This is a genomic window from Leucobacter sp. L43, assembly GCF_016597785.1.
Classification (GTDB): Bacteria; Actinomycetota; Actinomycetes; order Actinomycetales; family Microbacteriaceae; genus Leucobacter; species Leucobacter alluvii.
The window spans coordinates 391,272-406,289 of sequence record NZ_JAENJG010000002.1; the positions used below are offsets into that span (position 1 = coordinate 391,272).

Here is a 15,018-nt window from a genome sequence, read left to right on the forward strand (position 1 = left end):
GAACACATCGCACGGTGATCCCGAAGCACACATGTGCACTACCGCGGGAATGCGCGCCCACTTGCGCGTGCAGTCCCGTCGGCGTTCCGAAAGGAAGAACGTGGAATCCAACGTTGAAGACAACACCACTCCCGCACCCGAGGAAGCCGCCGCGCCGACGCGTCGCCGTGCTTCTCGTCGCGTGAGCGCCGCCGCTGGGGCTGCCGCTCCCGAGGCCGCTCCGGCTGCTGAGGCGCCCGCTGCAGCTCCGGCTGCCGAAGCGCCGGCTGCTGAGGCGCCGGCCCCTGACGCAGCGGAAGCACCCGCCGCCGCTGCGCCGAAGAAGCGCGCGACGCGCAGCCGGAAGAAGGTCGACGCGCCCGCCGATGCGACGGCGCAGGATCCGGCAGCCGAGTCGGATGCCACGGCAACGACTGCATCCTCGAGCACCGAGGCGGGCGATGCATCGAGCGCGCCGGAAGAGCAGCCAGCTGCTGCTCCGAAGAAGCGCGCGACGCGCAGCCGCAAGAAGGCTGAAGCGCCCGCCGAGCCTGCGACCGCTGCATCTGCAGACGCGAATGCCTCCGCCGATGCCGCCGCTGCCGCGACTGACGCGGCTCCGGCGCAGTCGACCGATACGGCAGCCGAAGCTCCGACTCAGGAGGCTCCTGCCAAGCGCACGCGCAGCCGCCGGGCCTCGTCAGCGACGGCCGCGGCCCAGACCGCTGCAGCAGAGACGGGTACGGGGGAGACCGGCACGCCGGAATCGCACGAGGGCGCCGCGTCGAACGCCGATGCCGCTCAGAGCAACGGCCAGCAGGCCGATTCCTCGGAGCAGTCGGATCGCGGTGAGAAGTCGGATCGCGGTGAGAAGTCGGATCGCGGCGAGCAGTCGGATCGCGCTTCGGATCGCGGCGAGAAGTCGGAGAACTCCGACGGTGAGCGGTCGGGGCGCAACCGCCGCGGCCGCGGTCGAGGCCAGAAGAACGAGAACGCGGAGTCGAACGAGCAGACCGATGCTGCCGCCTCCTCTGACGACGAGGGCAAGCAGCGCGGTTCCGGTCAGAACGGCAACGGGCCGCAGAACGGCCAGAAGAACGGCGACGCGAAGAACGGCGACAACTCGAGCCGGTCGAGCCGCACCCGGCAGCGCGACCGCAAGCGTCGCGGTCAGGGCGACGACCTCGAGCCGGAGATCACCGAAGACGACGTGCTGCTGCCGATCGCGGGCATTCTCGACGTGCTCGACAACTACGCGTTCGTGCGCACGAGCGGTTACCTCCCCGGCACGAGCGATGTCTACGTGTCGCTCGGGCAGGTCAAGAAGTACGGCCTGCGACGCGGCGACGCGGTGGTCGGAGCGATCCGTCAACCCCGTGACAACGACAGCGCGAGCCGTCAGAAGTACAACGCGATCGTGAAGATCGATACCGTCAATGGTCGACCGGTCGATGAGCAGCCGGAGGAGCGCGTCGACATCGCCGACCTCACGGCCATCTACCCCGAAGAGCGGCTGCGCTTCGAGACGACGCAGCAGGGCGTGCTCGGTCGTGCCATCGACCTCGTGGCACCGACCGGCCTGGGTCAGCGCGCAGCGCTCGTGCTTCCCGCGCACTCCGACGGCACCGCGGTGCTCGGCGAGCTCGCCGAGGCGATCAGCACGAACCGACCCGATGCGCACCTCGTGCTGCTGCTCGCGAATGCGCAGCCGGAGGAGATCACCCGGCTGCAGCGATCGGTGCGCGGTGAGGTCGTCGCCGCGAGCTTCGACCGCGGCGCCGAGGATCAGGCGATCATCGCCGAACTCGCGATCGATCGTGCGAAGCGACTCGTCGAACTCGGCCACGACGTCGTCGTACTCGTCGACTCGTTGAACCGATTCGCGCGTGCCTACGCTCAGGCCCAGCACGCGCAGAGCCGCCCGGCTCTGGACGAGATCGACGAGCTCGCACTCGCCCAGATCAAGCGTCTGCTCGCCTCGGCTCGCAACGTGGAGAACGGCGGCTCGCTCACCGTGCTCGCGACGGTGCACTCGAAGACCGGTCTCGCAGCCGACAAGCTGCTGCTGCGCGAGGTGCGCGCAGTCGTCAACAGCGAGGTGCGATTCGCGAAGTCGGCCGCCGGCCTTCCTCCGGTCGTCAAGCTCGCCGCGTCGCGTACGCGCAACCCCGAGTCGGTACTCGGTGCTGATGAGACGGCGGCGCTGGCAACGCTTCGCGCGGATCTCGGTTCCGACGGCGCGGAGGAACGACTCCGCGAGCGCCTGAGCGCGACGGCGTCGAACGCCGCGCTTCTCGCAGAGGTGCAGCGTTCGGGCGGTCTGGCCTAGTACGCACGAGCCCGCCCCGGTGATCCGGGGCGGGCTCAGTCGTCGCCGGATGCGGCGCTAGATTGGGGGCGGCGACACCATCGCAGCCGCGAGACGTTAGGAAGATACATGTTCGAACAGGTCGAAGGGCTGATCGCGGAGCACGCGCGGCTGCAGGAAGAACTCGCGGATCCCGCACTGCACGCAGACGCGTCGCGTGCGAAGAAGGTCAATCGGCGATACGCCGAGCTCAGCAAGATCAAATCGGCTCACGAGCACTGGCAGCAGGTGGGCGACGACCTCGAGGCGGCGCGCGAGCTCGCGAAAGAAGATGAGGCGTTCGCCGAGGAGGTCCCGGAGCTCGAGGCCAGCCTGGCGGAGGCTCAGGAGCGCGTGCGGCGCCTGCTCATTCCGCGCGACCCCGACGACGCCAGAGACGTCATCCTCGAGATCAAGGGCGGCGAAGGCGGCGCCGAGTCGGCCCTCTTCGGCGCCGACCTGCTGCGCATGTACATGCACTACGCGGAGTCCAAGGGCTGGAAGACGGAGATGATCGAGGCCGACGAGAGCGACCTCGGCGGGTACAAGAACGTGCAGATCGCCATCAAGGCGAACGCGGCGGATCCATCGCAGGGCGCCTGGGCGCACCTCAAGTACGAGGGAGGCGTGCACCGCGTGCAGCGCGTTCCCGTGACCGAATCGCAGGGGCGCATCCATACGTCGACGACCGGTGTGCTCGTGTACCCCGAAGTGGACGAGCCGGAGGAGGTCGGGATCAACCAGAACGATCTCAAGATCGACGTGTACCGGTCGTCGGGCCCCGGCGGTCAGTCGGTGAACACGACCGATTCGGCCGTGCGCATCACGCACCTCCCGACGGGCATCGTCGTGGCGATGCAGAACGAGAAGAGCCAGTTGCAGAACCGCGAGGCCGCGATGCGCGTGCTGCGAGCGCGACTGCTCGCGCGTCAGCAGGAGGAGGCCGCGGCAGAGGCCAGCGCGCACCGGTCGAGCCAGATCCGCACGATGGATCGGTCGGAGCGCATCCGCACGTACAACTTCCCCGAGAACCGCATCGCCGACCATCGCACCGGATACAAGGCCTACAACCTCGACCACGTGATGAACGGCGCGCTCGACGCCGTCATCGAGTCGTGCATCCGTGCCGATGAGGAGGCGCGCCTGGCCGACCTCGGACAGGAGTAGGCGCGCCAGGCCCTGGCCGTGGGCGTGGCTCTGGTCCTGGACCTGGCCCTGCCTCTCACCGAAGCACCGGGGGCCACGCGCCGAACCGCGACCCCGCAACCCGAACCGCCACCCTGCACCCTGGAGAAATCGCGCACCACAGGCCCGGGGAAGGGCAGGAGGCCGGTACGCTGAACCCATGTCAGATGCCGTGCTGCCGCTCGTCGGTCCCCTGGTCACTCTCCGCGCCCCCGGCCCGGCCGATCTCGACCCGCTCGTCGCGATTCTCGACCAGCCGGAGGTCTCGCTCTGGTGGGTGGGCTACAGCCCGCAGCGCGTGCGCGCCGAGTTCATCGACGCCCCGGACGTCGCGCGCATCATCGAGGTGGAGGGGCAGACCGCGGGGGCGATGTTCGTGCTGCGCGGGGAAGATCCCGAGTATCCGACGACGGTGATGCACCTGTTCATCGGCACCGTGTTTCGCGGGCGGCGCATCGGCGAGGAGGCGCTGGCGCTCGCCATCCGCTCCGAGTTCGCGGAGGGGATCACGCGCGTGACTCTGGACCCGAACGTGAACAACCCGGGTGCGATCCGCAGCTACGAGCGCCTGGGGTTCCAGCGTGTCGGCGTGCTCCGCGATTACCAGGTGCGACCCGGTGGGGCGCTCGAAGACGCGCTGCTGCTCGACCTCACGCGATCCGACTTTCCCGACGGCCCGCCGCTCCCGTCGCGCGCTTGAGCTCTGCCCGCGGCGGTAGCATGGCACTATGCGCGCTGCCCGTCCGATCCTTCCCTGGGTCGTCTGGGGAACCGCGGCGCTCGCCTACGCGATAGCGATCATCAACCGCTCGTCGCTCTCCGCCCTCGGTCCGGCGGCGCAGGAACACTTCGGCATCGATGCGACGACGCTGGCCTCGTTTCCGGTGATCCAGTTGCTGGTGTACGCCGGCCTGCAGATCCCTGTGGGAGTGCTGCTCGATCGCATCGGGCCGCGCGCGATGATCCTCATCGGGGGCGTGCTGATGATCGTCGGGCAGGCGGCCATGGCGACCGTACCCGAGGTGGGGCTCGCCATCGTCGCACGCGTGCTCGTGGGCGCCGGTGACGCCTGCACGTTCATCAGCGTCATGCGCATGCTGCCCGAATGGTTCTCGTTGCGGCAACTGCCGACCATCAGCCAGGCCACCGGCCTCATCGGGCAGTCGGGTCAGCTCGTCTCGGTCGTGCCGCTCGCCGTGCTCGTCGGAACCGCCGGTTGGATGGGCGGGTTCCTCGGCCTCGCCGCCGTCGGGTTGCTGGTCGTGATTCTCGGCGTCGTCGTGCTGCGAGATGCGCCCGGCCAGGAGACACTGCTCGAGCGGGTCACGGGGAGGCGGGGTCGCACGACCGAGAATGCGCGGTCGTTCGCCGACACTCGCACGGCCGCGATGGCCGCGGTGCAGCCGCCCGCGACTGAGATGATCCCCGTGATCTCCGAGGTTCGGGTGCGCGGACTGGGGTTCTGGAACCGCGCGCGGCGGCTGCTTCGACTGCCCGGCGTCAGGCTCGCGTACTGGGTGCACTTCGCCTCGCCGTTCGCAGCGAACGTGTTTCTGCTGCTCTGGGGAACCCCGTTCCTCGTCGGCGGCCTCGGGCTCGATGAGGCGGACGCGCGCGGTCTGCTCAGCCTCACCGTCATCTCTTCGATGGTGGCGAGCGTGGTGCTCGGCCCGTTGAGCTCTCGCTTCATCGAGCGCCGCGTCTGGTTCAATCTCGGCATCACCGTCGCGATCGCGCTCGTCTGGACATCGGTGATCGTCTGGCCAGGCACGCCGCCGCTCGGTCTCGTACTGGTGCTCCTGCTGATCCTGCCGCTCGGGGGACCGGCTTCGATGATCGCGTTCGAGGTGGCCCGGTCGCACACGCCTCGGAGCTACGCGGGGTTCGGCACGGGGCTCGTGAACACGGGCGGGTTCACGGCGTCGCTGCTCGTGATCCTGCTCATCGGTTTGGTGCTCGACGTGCAGGGCGCCGGATCGCCCGAGAACTACTCGCTCCACGCCTTCCAGGTGGCGTTCGCCGTGCAGATCCCGTTCTGGGCGCTGGGCATCGTCATGATCATCGTGGAGCAGCGGCGCACGAAGCGCTGGATGGACGAGAACGGACGCACGCTGCGCTGAGGGCGCCGCGTCCCGCTCAGATCACGTAGAAGTCGGCCATGTCCGGCTGCTCGATCGGGGCACCTCGCCGCGGTCGCCCCTGCGCGGGGATCCCGGTGAGCGTGGTCCACGGCGGTGCCGACCGCACGACCACGGCGTTCGAGCCGATCGCGCTGTCGTGCTGGATCTCGATGTCGCCGAGCAGTTTCGCCCCGGCGCCGATGATGACCCGGTTGCCCACGGTCGGGTGCCGCTTGCCGCGGTCATGCCCGGTGCCTCCGAGGGTGACGCCGTGGTAGATGAGCACGTCGTCGCCGATGACGGCGGTCTCGCCGATGACGACTCCCATGCCGTGGTCGATGAACAGTCGGCGGCCGATCGTGGCCCCGGGGTGGATCTCGATACCGGAGCAGAATCGGGATACCTGGGAGATGGCGCGCGGCACGAACCGCATGCCGCGCCGCCACAGCGCGTGCGACACGCGATGCCACCAGACGGCATGGAGGCCTGAATACACGAAGAACACCTCCGCCGCACTGCGCGCTGCTGGATCGTGCGCGCGGGCGGCGGAGATGTCTTCACGAATGCGGGAGAACACGCTCATCTCGTAGGGGGTGTCTGCGTCGTCAGATTCCTGCAGCCTCAGGCATCGAGGTCCTCGAAGAGCACCGTCGAGAAGTAGCGTTCACCGAAATCAGGGACGACGACGACGATCTTCTTGCCGGCGTTCTCGGGGCGCTTGGCGACCTCGGTGGCGGCCCAGACGGCGGAGCCGCCGGAGATGCCGGCGAGAATGCCCTCGTCCGTTGCGAGCGCGCGCGCCTTCGCGATGGAATCGGCGAGCGTGACGTCGATGACCTCGTCATAGACCTCGCGGTCGAGGATCGGGGGAACGAAGTTCGCGCCGAGTCCCTGGATCTTGTGGGGACCAGCGTTGCCCTCGGTGAGCAGCGGCGAGTCGATCGGCTCGACGGCGATGACCTGCACGTTCGGGTTCTGCTCCTTCAGGTACCCGCCGGCGCCGGTGATGGTGCCCCCGGTGCCGATTCCCGCGATGAAGATGTCGACCGAGCCATCGGTGTCGTTCCAGACCTCCGGCCCCGTGGTGGCGCGATGGACTGCCGGGTTCGCGGGGTTCGCGAACTGCTTCGCGAGCACAGCGCCCGGCGTGTTCGACGCGATCTCCTCGGCCTTCGCGACGGCGCCCTTCATGCCGAGGGGGCCCTCGGTGAGCACGATCTCGGCGCCGTAGGCGCGCAGCATCTTGCGGCGCTCGATGCTCATGGTCTCCGGCATGGTCAGGATCACGCGGTAGCCGCGGGCCGCGCCGACGAAGGCGAGTGCGATCCCGGTGTTGCCGCTCGTGCCTTCGACGATGGTGCCGCCGGGCTGCAGATCGCCCGACTGCTCTGCGGCGTCGATGATGGCGATGCCGATGCGATCCTTCACCGAGCCGGCCGGGTTGTAGAACTCGAGCTTCGCGAACACCTCGGCGCCCGCATCCTCCGTAACGCGGTTCAGTCGGACGAGGGGCGTGTTGCCGAACGCCTGCGTGATGTTGTCGTAGGTCCGTGCCATGGTGCTGCATCCTCCTGGGGTCGAATCGTTGCGGGCCGCTGGGGCGGCGAGGCCTCCTCAAACTATATCGATCGGTTATCCTTCGCGTTCGCAGACGTTATGCAGCAAGTCGCAGTGTGACGCCGGGCGCCAGACGGCGTCGAACGTGCGCCGCACGACGGCTCGCGACCGATGTGGGAGGGTGGAGTCATGCTTGACGAACAGGGCGTTGCCCCGACGGCGACCGCACGGGTCGATGTGCTGCTGGACGCGATGCGGCAGCGGATGCTCGCCGGGGGAATCGAGGATCCGTCGGCCGATGCCGAGCTCATCCTCGGGCACGTGCTCGGCGAGTCGCGCGGCCGGGTGCAGGCGCTGGCCGTGATGCGGGCAGAGATCACGCCTGCTGACGCGGCAGCGGCGGTGGAGCTCACGGAGGAGCGCGCCCGCCGGGTCCCGCTGCAGCACCTGACCGGCCGCGCGCCGTTCCGATCCATCGAGCTCGCGGTCGGTCCTGGAGTCTTCGTGCCGCGCCCCGAAACGGAGGTCGTCGCCCAGTTCGCGATCGATGCGCTGCAGCTGGTCCCGGATCCCGAGCCGATCGCCGTCGACCTCTGCACGGGGAGCGGCGCGCTCGCCCTGGCGATGGCGCACGAAGTCCCGAGGGCCCGGATCTGGGCGGTCGAGATGAGTCGCGAGGCCTTCGCCTGGGCGGAGCGGAACGTCGCAGAGTGGGGCGACGGTCGCGTGTCGCTGGTGCAGGGGGACGCGACCGCTCTGGAGGAGATCGCCGACCTCGCGCCGCTCGCGGGGCGCGTGCACGTACTGGTGTCGAATCCTCCATACGTGCCGAGCGGCATGGTGCCCCGCGATCCGGAAGTGCGGGATCACGATCCGCAGCTCGCGCTGTACGGGGGAGAGGACGGCCTCGACATCGTTCGGAGCATCAGTCGGTCGGCGCGCGCACTCGTCGTCTCCGGGGGAACCCTCGTGATCGAGCACGCGGAGTCGCAAGGGCGCGCGATCCGGGAGGTGCTGACCGCGGACGGCTGGCGCGCAGCCGCGACCCATCCGGATCTCACCGGGCGGGACCGGGCGACGACCGCCCTGCGATGAGAGGCCGGGCGGGCGATCCAGTCGGTCCCGTGCGCGACAGGAGTAGACTGGCGAGCTATGGCCGAGTTCTTCGATTGCTCCGATAGTTCGCAACTGCTCGCCGGTACGCGCACCGCACGGCAGGCGATCGGCCGGGGTGAACTCGTCGTGGTTCCGACCGACACGGTCTACGGCGTCGCCGCCGATGCCTTCAACCCCGATGCGGTGCAGCGCCTGCTCGACGCGAAGGGTCGCGACCGGCAGTCTCCGCCCCCGGTGCTGATTCCGAACACGGATACGCTCGCGGCCCTCGCCGCTGAGGTCGTCGCCCCCGTTCGCGCCCTGGCCGACGCGTTCTGGCCGGGCGCGCTCACGATCATCACGCAAGCCAACCCGCTCCTCAGCTGGGATCTCGGCGAGACCGGGGGCACCGTCGCGCTCCGCATCCCGCATCAGCCGCTCGCGCTCGAGTTGCTCCGTGAAACCGGGCCCCTCGCCGTCTCCTCGGCCAATCTGACCGGTCGGCCGGCGGCGCGCACGGCGGCCGAAGCGCGGGAGATGCTCGGGGACTCCGTTTCGGTCTACCTGGACGCTGGCCCGGCGGCCGGCGACGGCGTCGCATCGACGATCGTCGATGCCACGCGCCTGACCGAGGACGGCGGCGAGATCCGCATCCTGCGCGAAGGCGGCGTCTCCCGCGATCTGATCGCGGAACTGCTGCCGCAGGTCGTGTTCGGGGAGTAGCGTGCTTGCCTACGTGACGGTCGTCGCGGTCGCGGCTCTCGTCACTGCGGTCGCCTCCTGGGGAGTGCTTCGGCTGAGCCGCCGCTTCCATTGGACGCCGGAAGTGCGCGCCCGCGATGTGCACACCGCCCCGACGCCACGACTCGGCGGGGTCGCGATGTTCCTCGGGATCGTCGCAGCCTTCGCGGTCGCGAGCACCCAGCACGAGTTCGCGTCCCTCTTCGCCCAGCGCAACCAGATGTGGGCCCTGCTCGGTGCCTGCGGCATCATCGCCGTGGTCGGCGTGCTCGACGACCTGCTCGACCTCGACTGGATGATCAAGCTCGCCGCGCAGCTCGTCGCGTCCGGCATTCTCGCGTGGAGCGGCATCCAGATCGTCTCCCTGCCGTTCGGGGACACGCTGATCATCGGCTCCCCGGTGGTGAACTTCCTCCTCACCGTGTTCTTGATGACGCTGGTGATGAACGCCGTCAACTTCGTCGACGGCCTCGACGGCCTGGTCGCGGGTGTCGCGATCATCGCGAACTCGCTGTTCTTCATCTACACGCGTCTGCTCAACGACCAGATCGGGCGCGTCGACTCGGTCATCCTCGCGAGCCTCATCGCCATCGTCATCGTCGGCATCTGCGTCGGATTCCTGCCGTTCAACTGGCACCGCGCGCGGATGTTCATGGGGGACACGGGAGCGCTGCTCGTCGGACTGCTGATGGCGACGTCGACCGTGTCGGTGACCGGGCAGCTGAATCCGGCCTCCCTCGATCAGAAGCTCGTGCTCGCGAGCTACATCCCGATCATCCTTCCGATCGCCGTGCTGGCCCTGCCGCTCGCCGATTTCTCGCTCGCGGTCGCACGACGGCTGCGCGCGGGGAAGAGCCCGTTCACCGCGGACCGACTCCATCTGCACCACCGCCTGCTGGACATGGGCCACTCGCCGCTCCAAGCGGTCTGCATCTTCTACGCGGGCACGGCAGTGCTCTCGGTGGCGGTGCTGCTCGTCTTCACGACTCAGAGCTTCGTACTGCCTGCGGTCGTGCTGGGCATGGGGGGAGCGGCGACGTTCGCGCTCCTGATGTACCCGGCCCGTCGCGTCCGTGCAGCTGCGGCACGGAAGGGCTTGGTACCGTTGACGCGACGGCCCACCCGAGCCGACGCCGCCGGCGTCGATCCGCTCGCCGAGCAGGCGCCGCCGAAAGGATCCCAGAGTGAGTGATCTCGCGCAGCCGAACGAGACCGACCCTCGGCCGATGCCGTCCTCCCAGCCCGTGCTGCTGCGCGCGCTGCGGTGGGGCCTGGTCGTCACCGCGGCCCTGATCGTGGCCTTCGCGGTGATCGGGTACCTCGCGTCCGGTCAGCCGGGCCTCTGGGGCGGAGTCATCGGAACCGCGCTGGGCGGCCTCTTCCTGATGATGACGGTGGGCAGCATCGCGTTCGCGAATCGATTCATCGAGCGCGACTTCTACATCACGGCCTTCTTCGGCATCGTGCTCGGAAGCTGGGTCTTCAAATTCATCGTCTTCATCGTCGCCGTCGTCCTGCTGCGCGACGCCGAGTGGCTCGATACGCGGGTCATGTTCTTCGGCGTGATCGCGAGCGTCATCGCCTCGCTGGTGCTCGACGTCGTGGTCATCTCGCGCTCGCGCATCCCGATCATCTCGGATACCCGGCGATCCTGAACCTGTGATCACACCGTTTCGAGTTTCTTCTGGAGCGGAAAGGTTGATACACTCAAGTATGTTCCCTGCTGGGCTGGTTGCGCTGTGCCACCGCCGCCCCGGGGGCACGACCACCGTTCGACACCGTGCTGGCTGATGCCGCACCGAAGTCAGGAGAATGGCGCTGTTCGCTAACGCTATGCACCTCGTGGCCCCCGTACTTTTCGCGGCCGAAGAGGGTGAATTCCACGCGCCGACGATGGCCGAGTTCTTCCCCGACATCGTGCTCTTCGAAGGTACGCCGTTCGCGATGAACCGGATCATGCTGATCCGTGTCCTCATGATGGTCGTACTGCTGCTCCTCTTCTGGCTCGGCACTCGCCGGATGCGTGTCATCCCGACGCGCGGGCAGTCCCTTGCAGAGATGGCGCTCGATTTCGTGCGCGTCAACATCGCTGAGGACCTGCTCGGAAAGAAAGACGGACGCCGCTTCCTTCCCATCCTCACCGCCATCTTCTTCACCGTTCTGGCGTTCAACATCACGGGCATCGTCCCAGGGTTGAACATCGCGGCCAGCTCGGTCATCGGCTTCCCGCTGACGCTCGCGGCGGTCTCGTACGTGACCTTCATCTACGCGGGCATCAAGAAGAGCCCGGGCAACTTCTTCAAGAACGCGCTCTTCCCGTCAGGCGTGCCGAAGGCCATCTACATCATCGTGACGCCGATCGAGTTCGTCTCGACGTTCATCATCCGTCCGGTCACGCTCACGCTCCGACTGCTGATGAACATGCTCGTAGGCCACCTGCTCCTGGTCCTGCTCTTCGCAGCGACGCAGTTCTTCCTCTTCTCGGGCGAGGGCTTCTTCAAGCTCTTCGGCGTCGGCACGTTCGCATTCGGCGCGGCGTTCACGCTCTTCGAGATCCTCGTGGCCGTTCTGCAGGCCTACGTCTTCGCACTTCTCACCGCCGTCTACATCCAGCTCGCGCTGGCTGAAGAGCACTAACCAATCGGGTTCGGCAACCGCCGCACTCACATACGGAAGGAAACACATACCGTGTCTGTTCTCGCTGAAATCTCGGGCAACATCGCAACCGTCGGTTACGGCCTCGCTGCCATCGGACCCGCCATCGGCGTGGGTATCGTCGTCGGCAAGACCATCGAGGGTGTCGCCCGCCAGCCCGAGCTCGCCGGCCGCCTCCAGGTCCTCATGTGGATCGGTATCGCGTTCACCGAGGCGCTCGCGTTCATCGCGATCGCGACGCCGTTCATCTTCGCTGCGTAAGCCGCTTTCACCTTTCCCTAGTCTCGAAAGGGAGGCTCGATGAATAACGCAGTCTTCGTTGCAGCGGAGGAGGGCGCGAACCTCAATCCGCTCTTCCCCGCAACGTACGACATCGTGTGGTCTGCGGTCGTCTTCGCCATCATCCTCGTCGCATTCTGGAAGGTCTTCCTTCCCAAGATGCAGACGATGCTCGATGCTCGCGCAGAGGCGATCGAAGGCAACATCGCCAAAGCCGACGAGGCTCAGGCGAAGGCCGAGGCCGCACTCCAGGAATACACCGCCCAGCTCGCGAGCGCTCGGCAGGAGGCCGGCGAGATCCGCGAGTCGGCTCGTCTCGACGCGAACAAGATCGTCGCAAAGGCGAAGGAGGATGCGGTGACCGAGCAGGCACGCATCACCCACGCCGCGCAGGCGCAGATCGAGGCCGAGCGCCAGAGCGCTGTCGTCTCGCTCCGCAAGGACGTGGGCTCGCTCGCCATCGACCTCGCTTCGAGCGTGGTCGGCGAGACGCTCACCGACGACCAGAAGGCTTCGGCGCTCGTCGATCGCTTCCTGGCCGACCTCGAAGCATCCGAGAAGGCGGCTCAGTAATGGGAAGCGCGTCACGCGAAGCACTGGCCCAGGCGCGAACCGCGCTCAGGTCCGGTCTCGACACGAACGCCGGCGGTGAGCTGCTGCAAGCGGCGAGCCGGGTTGCTGAGAGCCCCGCGCTCGCAGCGGCGCTCGGCGATGCTTCGGCTCCGGCCGAGGCGAAGTCGCAGCTGGTCGAGCGACTCTTCAGCGGTCTCTCCGCTGGCGCGCGCTCAGTACTCACCGCTGCCGTTCAGGCCCGGTGGTCGAATGTCGCCGAGTTCGTCTCGGGCGTCGAAGAGCTCGGCATTCGTGCGGAAGGCGCCGTGAACCCGGCGCTCTCCGATGAGCTCCTCGCTGCGGTCGATGTGATCGATCGCAACCATGAACTGCAACTCAGCCTCGGCAGCAAGCTGGCAGACCCTGCCGGCAAGCTCGCCCTCGTGCAGCGCCTCTTCCAGGGGAAGACATCGGCTTCGGCCCTGACCGTCCTCTCGCATCTCGTCGCAAGCCCGCGCGGTCGGCGTCTCGACGCCACGCTGCGTCAGGCAGCACGCCTCGCGGCGGATGAGGCCGGCAGCGAGCTCGCAACGGTCACCGTTGCGACGCCGCTCACGGCGGAGCAGCAGCAGCGTCTGGCACGCGCACTCGAGCAGTCGGCGGGGCGCCCCGTGCGCATCACGACCGTGGTCGACCCGACTCTGGTCGGTGGAATCCGGGTGCAGATCGCCGATGACGTGATCGACGGAAGCGTTCGCGCGCGGCTCGCCGATCTCCGACAGCAGCTCGCTGCATAGCGACAACTTTTCACCCCCGGGGGCTGCGCTTCCGGAACAGACAGAGGAAACGAAATGGCAGAACTCTCAATCAGCCCGGATGAGATCCGTAACGCGCTGAAGGACTTCGCAGCGTCGTACGAGCCCACCGAGGCTGGCAAGACCGAGGTCGGCACGGTCGTCGACGCCGCTGACGGCATCGCGCACGTCGAGGGACTCCCGGGCGTGATGGCGAACGAACTGATTCGCTTCGCGGACGGCACCCTGGGTCTCGCGCAGAACCTGGAAGAGAACGAGATCGGTGTGGTGGTGCTCGGTGAGTTCACCGGCATCGAAGAGGGCCAGCAGGTCACCCGCACCGGCGAGGTGCTCTCCGTTCCCGTTGGCGAGGGCTACCTCGGCCGCGTGGTCGACCCGCTCGGCAAGCCCATCGACGGACTCGGCGAGATCACCGGAATCGAAGGCCGTCGCGCCCTCGAGCTCCAGGCTCCCGGCGTCATGCAGCGCAAGTCGGTGCACGAGCCTCTGCAGACCGGCATCAAGGCGATCGACGCCATGATCCCCGTCGGCCGTGGCCAGCGCCAGCTCATCATCGGCGACCGTCAGACCGGCAAGACCGCCCTCGCGATCGACACGATCATCAACCAGAAGGCGAACTGGGAATCGGGCGACATCTCGAAGCAGGTGCGTTGCATCTACGTCGCGATCGGTCAGAAGGGCTCGACCATCGCTTCGGTGAAGGGCGCGCTCGAAGACGCCGGAGCGATGGAGTACACGACCATCGTGGCATCCCCGGCTTCGGATCCCGCTGGCTACAAGTACCTCGCCCCCTACACCGGCTCGGCCATCGGCCAGCACTGGATGTACGCGAGCAAGCACGTCCTCATCATCTTCGACGATCTGTCGAAGCAGGCTGAGGCCTACCGCGCGGTATCGCTGCTGCTGCGTCGTCCGCCGGGGCGCGAGGCATACCCGGGTGACGTCTTCTACCTCCACTCCCGTCTGCTGGAGCGGTGCGCGAAGCTCTCCGACGAGCTGGGCGCGGGTTCGATGACCGGTCTGCCGATCATCGAGACGAAGGCCAACGACGTCTCGGCCTACATCCCGACCAACGTGATCTCGATCACCGACGGCCAGATCTTCCTGCAGTCCGACCTGTTCAACTCGAACCAGCGGCCCGCCGTCGACGTCGGCATCTCGGTGTCGCGCGTGGGCGGCGACGCTCAGGTGAAGTCGATCAAGAAGGTCTCGGGTACGTTGAAGCTCGAGCTCGCTCAGTACCGTGCGCTCGAGGCGTTCGCGATGTTCGCGTCGGATCTCGATCCGACCAGCCGCAGGCAGCTCGCCCGCGGTGCGCGCCTCACGGAGCTCCTCAAGCAGCCCCAGTACACCCCGTACCCGGTCGAAGAGCAGACCGTGTCGATCTGGGCGGGTACCAAGGGCTTCATGGATGACGTTCCGGTGGAGGACATCCTCCGCTTCGAGCGCGAGTTCCTCGACTACCTCGGACGCAACTCCGAGGTGCTGGGCACGCTCCGCACGACGAACGTCCTCGCCGACGAAACCGTCGCCGAGCTCGAAAGCCAGATCGGCAAGTTCACGAGCGAGTTCCGCACGTCGAGCGGTCAGAGCCTGGCCGAGCAGTTCGACGCGATCGACGAAGCCGAGATCCAGCAGGAGCAGCTGGTCGTCAACAAGAAGTAGGGATCAGTGGGCGGGGACGATCGTCCCC

15 protein-coding genes are annotated in these 15,018 nt (G+C 67.7%); 13 read left to right on the forward strand and 2 right to left on the reverse strand.

Annotation, left to right across the window (positions count from 1 at the left end):
- Positions 1-100 precede the first annotated feature (100 nt).
- The 4 genes from JE033_RS11065 to JE033_RS11080 all read left to right on the forward strand — a co-directional run bounded on the left by JE033_RS11065 (position 101) and on the right by JE033_RS11080 (position 5,631).
- Positions 101-2,308 (forward strand): transcription termination factor Rho, encoded by a 2,208-nt coding sequence (locus tag JE033_RS11065; protein WP_200331613.1) that lies wholly within the window; start codon positions 101-103, stop codon positions 2,306-2,308.
- Between the two features lie 108 nt (positions 2,309-2,416).
- Entirely contained in the window at positions 2,417-3,493 is a 1,077-nt protein-coding gene (gene prfA / locus JE033_RS11070; RefSeq protein WP_090150424.1) for a peptide chain release factor 1, read from the forward strand.
- Positions 3,494-3,671: 178 nt separating this feature from the next.
- On the forward strand, positions 3,672-4,211 hold the full coding sequence (locus JE033_RS11075; protein WP_200331615.1) for a GNAT family N-acetyltransferase: 540 nt from the start codon (positions 3,672-3,674) through the stop codon (positions 4,209-4,211).
- Positions 4,212-4,239: 28 nt separating this feature from the next.
- Positions 4,240-5,631: a nitrate/nitrite transporter gene (locus JE033_RS11080; RefSeq protein ID WP_200331617.1), complete on the forward strand. Its 1,392-nt coding sequence runs from the start codon at positions 4,240-4,242 to the stop codon at positions 5,629-5,631.
- A gap of 16 nt (positions 5,632-5,647) precedes the next feature.
- Here the strand turns inward: JE033_RS11080 and cysE are convergent, their stop codons facing one another.
- Together cysE and cysK are read right to left on the reverse strand one after the other, a co-directional pair.
- Positions 5,648-6,214 (reverse strand): serine O-acetyltransferase, encoded by a 567-nt coding sequence (gene cysE, locus JE033_RS11085; protein WP_090150415.1) that lies wholly within the window; start codon positions 6,212-6,214, stop codon positions 5,648-5,650.
- 38 nt (positions 6,215-6,252) lie between these two features.
- Entirely contained in the window at positions 6,253-7,188 is a 936-nt protein-coding gene (gene cysK / locus JE033_RS11090) for a cysteine synthase A (RefSeq protein WP_200331619.1), read from the reverse strand.
- Positions 7,189-7,377: 189 nt separating this feature from the next.
- Here cysK and prmC point away from each other — a divergent pair, with 189 nt between their 5' ends.
- From prmC to atpA, 9 genes are all read left to right on the forward strand, one after another.
- Positions 7,378-8,283, forward strand: a complete 906-nt coding sequence (gene prmC, locus JE033_RS11095) for a peptide chain release factor N(5)-glutamine methyltransferase (RefSeq protein WP_200331621.1) — start codon at positions 7,378-7,380, stop codon at positions 8,281-8,283.
- A 57-nt stretch (positions 8,284-8,340) separates the two neighbouring features.
- Positions 8,341-9,006, forward strand: a complete 666-nt coding sequence (locus tag JE033_RS11100; RefSeq protein WP_090150405.1) for an L-threonylcarbamoyladenylate synthase — start codon at positions 8,341-8,343, stop codon at positions 9,004-9,006.
- A gap of 1 nt (position 9,007) precedes the next feature.
- Entirely contained in the window at positions 9,008-10,216 is a 1,209-nt protein-coding gene (locus JE033_RS11105; RefSeq protein ID WP_200331623.1) for an MraY family glycosyltransferase, read from the forward strand.
- Positions 10,209-10,679 carry a 3-oxoacyl-ACP reductase gene (locus JE033_RS11110; RefSeq protein ID WP_200331625.1) on the forward strand — a complete coding sequence of 157 codons (471 nt, stop codon included), beginning with the start codon at positions 10,209-10,211 and terminating at the stop codon, positions 10,677-10,679. The genes JE033_RS11105 and JE033_RS11110 overlap by 8 nt, the downstream gene beginning before the upstream one ends.
- Before the next feature lie 178 nt (positions 10,680-10,857).
- Complete coding sequence (gene atpB, locus JE033_RS11115; RefSeq protein ID WP_090150397.1) at positions 10,858-11,661, forward strand: F0F1 ATP synthase subunit A; 804 nt, start codon at positions 10,858-10,860, stop codon at positions 11,659-11,661.
- Positions 11,662-11,712: 51 nt separating this feature from the next.
- Positions 11,713-11,940, forward strand: coding sequence for an ATP synthase F0 subunit C (atpE, locus tag JE033_RS11120; RefSeq protein ID WP_010157574.1), 228 nt, complete (start codon positions 11,713-11,715; stop codon positions 11,938-11,940).
- Between the two features lie 39 nt (positions 11,941-11,979).
- On the forward strand, positions 11,980-12,531 hold the full coding sequence (locus JE033_RS11125) for a F0F1 ATP synthase subunit B (RefSeq protein WP_090150394.1): 552 nt from the start codon (positions 11,980-11,982) through the stop codon (positions 12,529-12,531).
- A complete protein-coding gene (locus JE033_RS11130) occupies positions 12,531-13,307 on the forward strand; it encodes a F0F1 ATP synthase subunit delta (protein ID WP_090150390.1) in 777 nt (258 codons plus the stop codon). The genes JE033_RS11125 and JE033_RS11130 overlap by 1 nt, the downstream gene beginning before the upstream one ends.
- Positions 13,308-13,361: 54 nt before the next feature.
- Positions 13,362-14,990: a F0F1 ATP synthase subunit alpha gene (gene atpA / locus JE033_RS11135; RefSeq protein ID WP_090150388.1), complete on the forward strand. Its 1,629-nt coding sequence runs from the start codon at positions 13,362-13,364 to the stop codon at positions 14,988-14,990.
- The last annotated feature ends 28 nt before the right edge of the window (positions 14,991-15,018 follow it).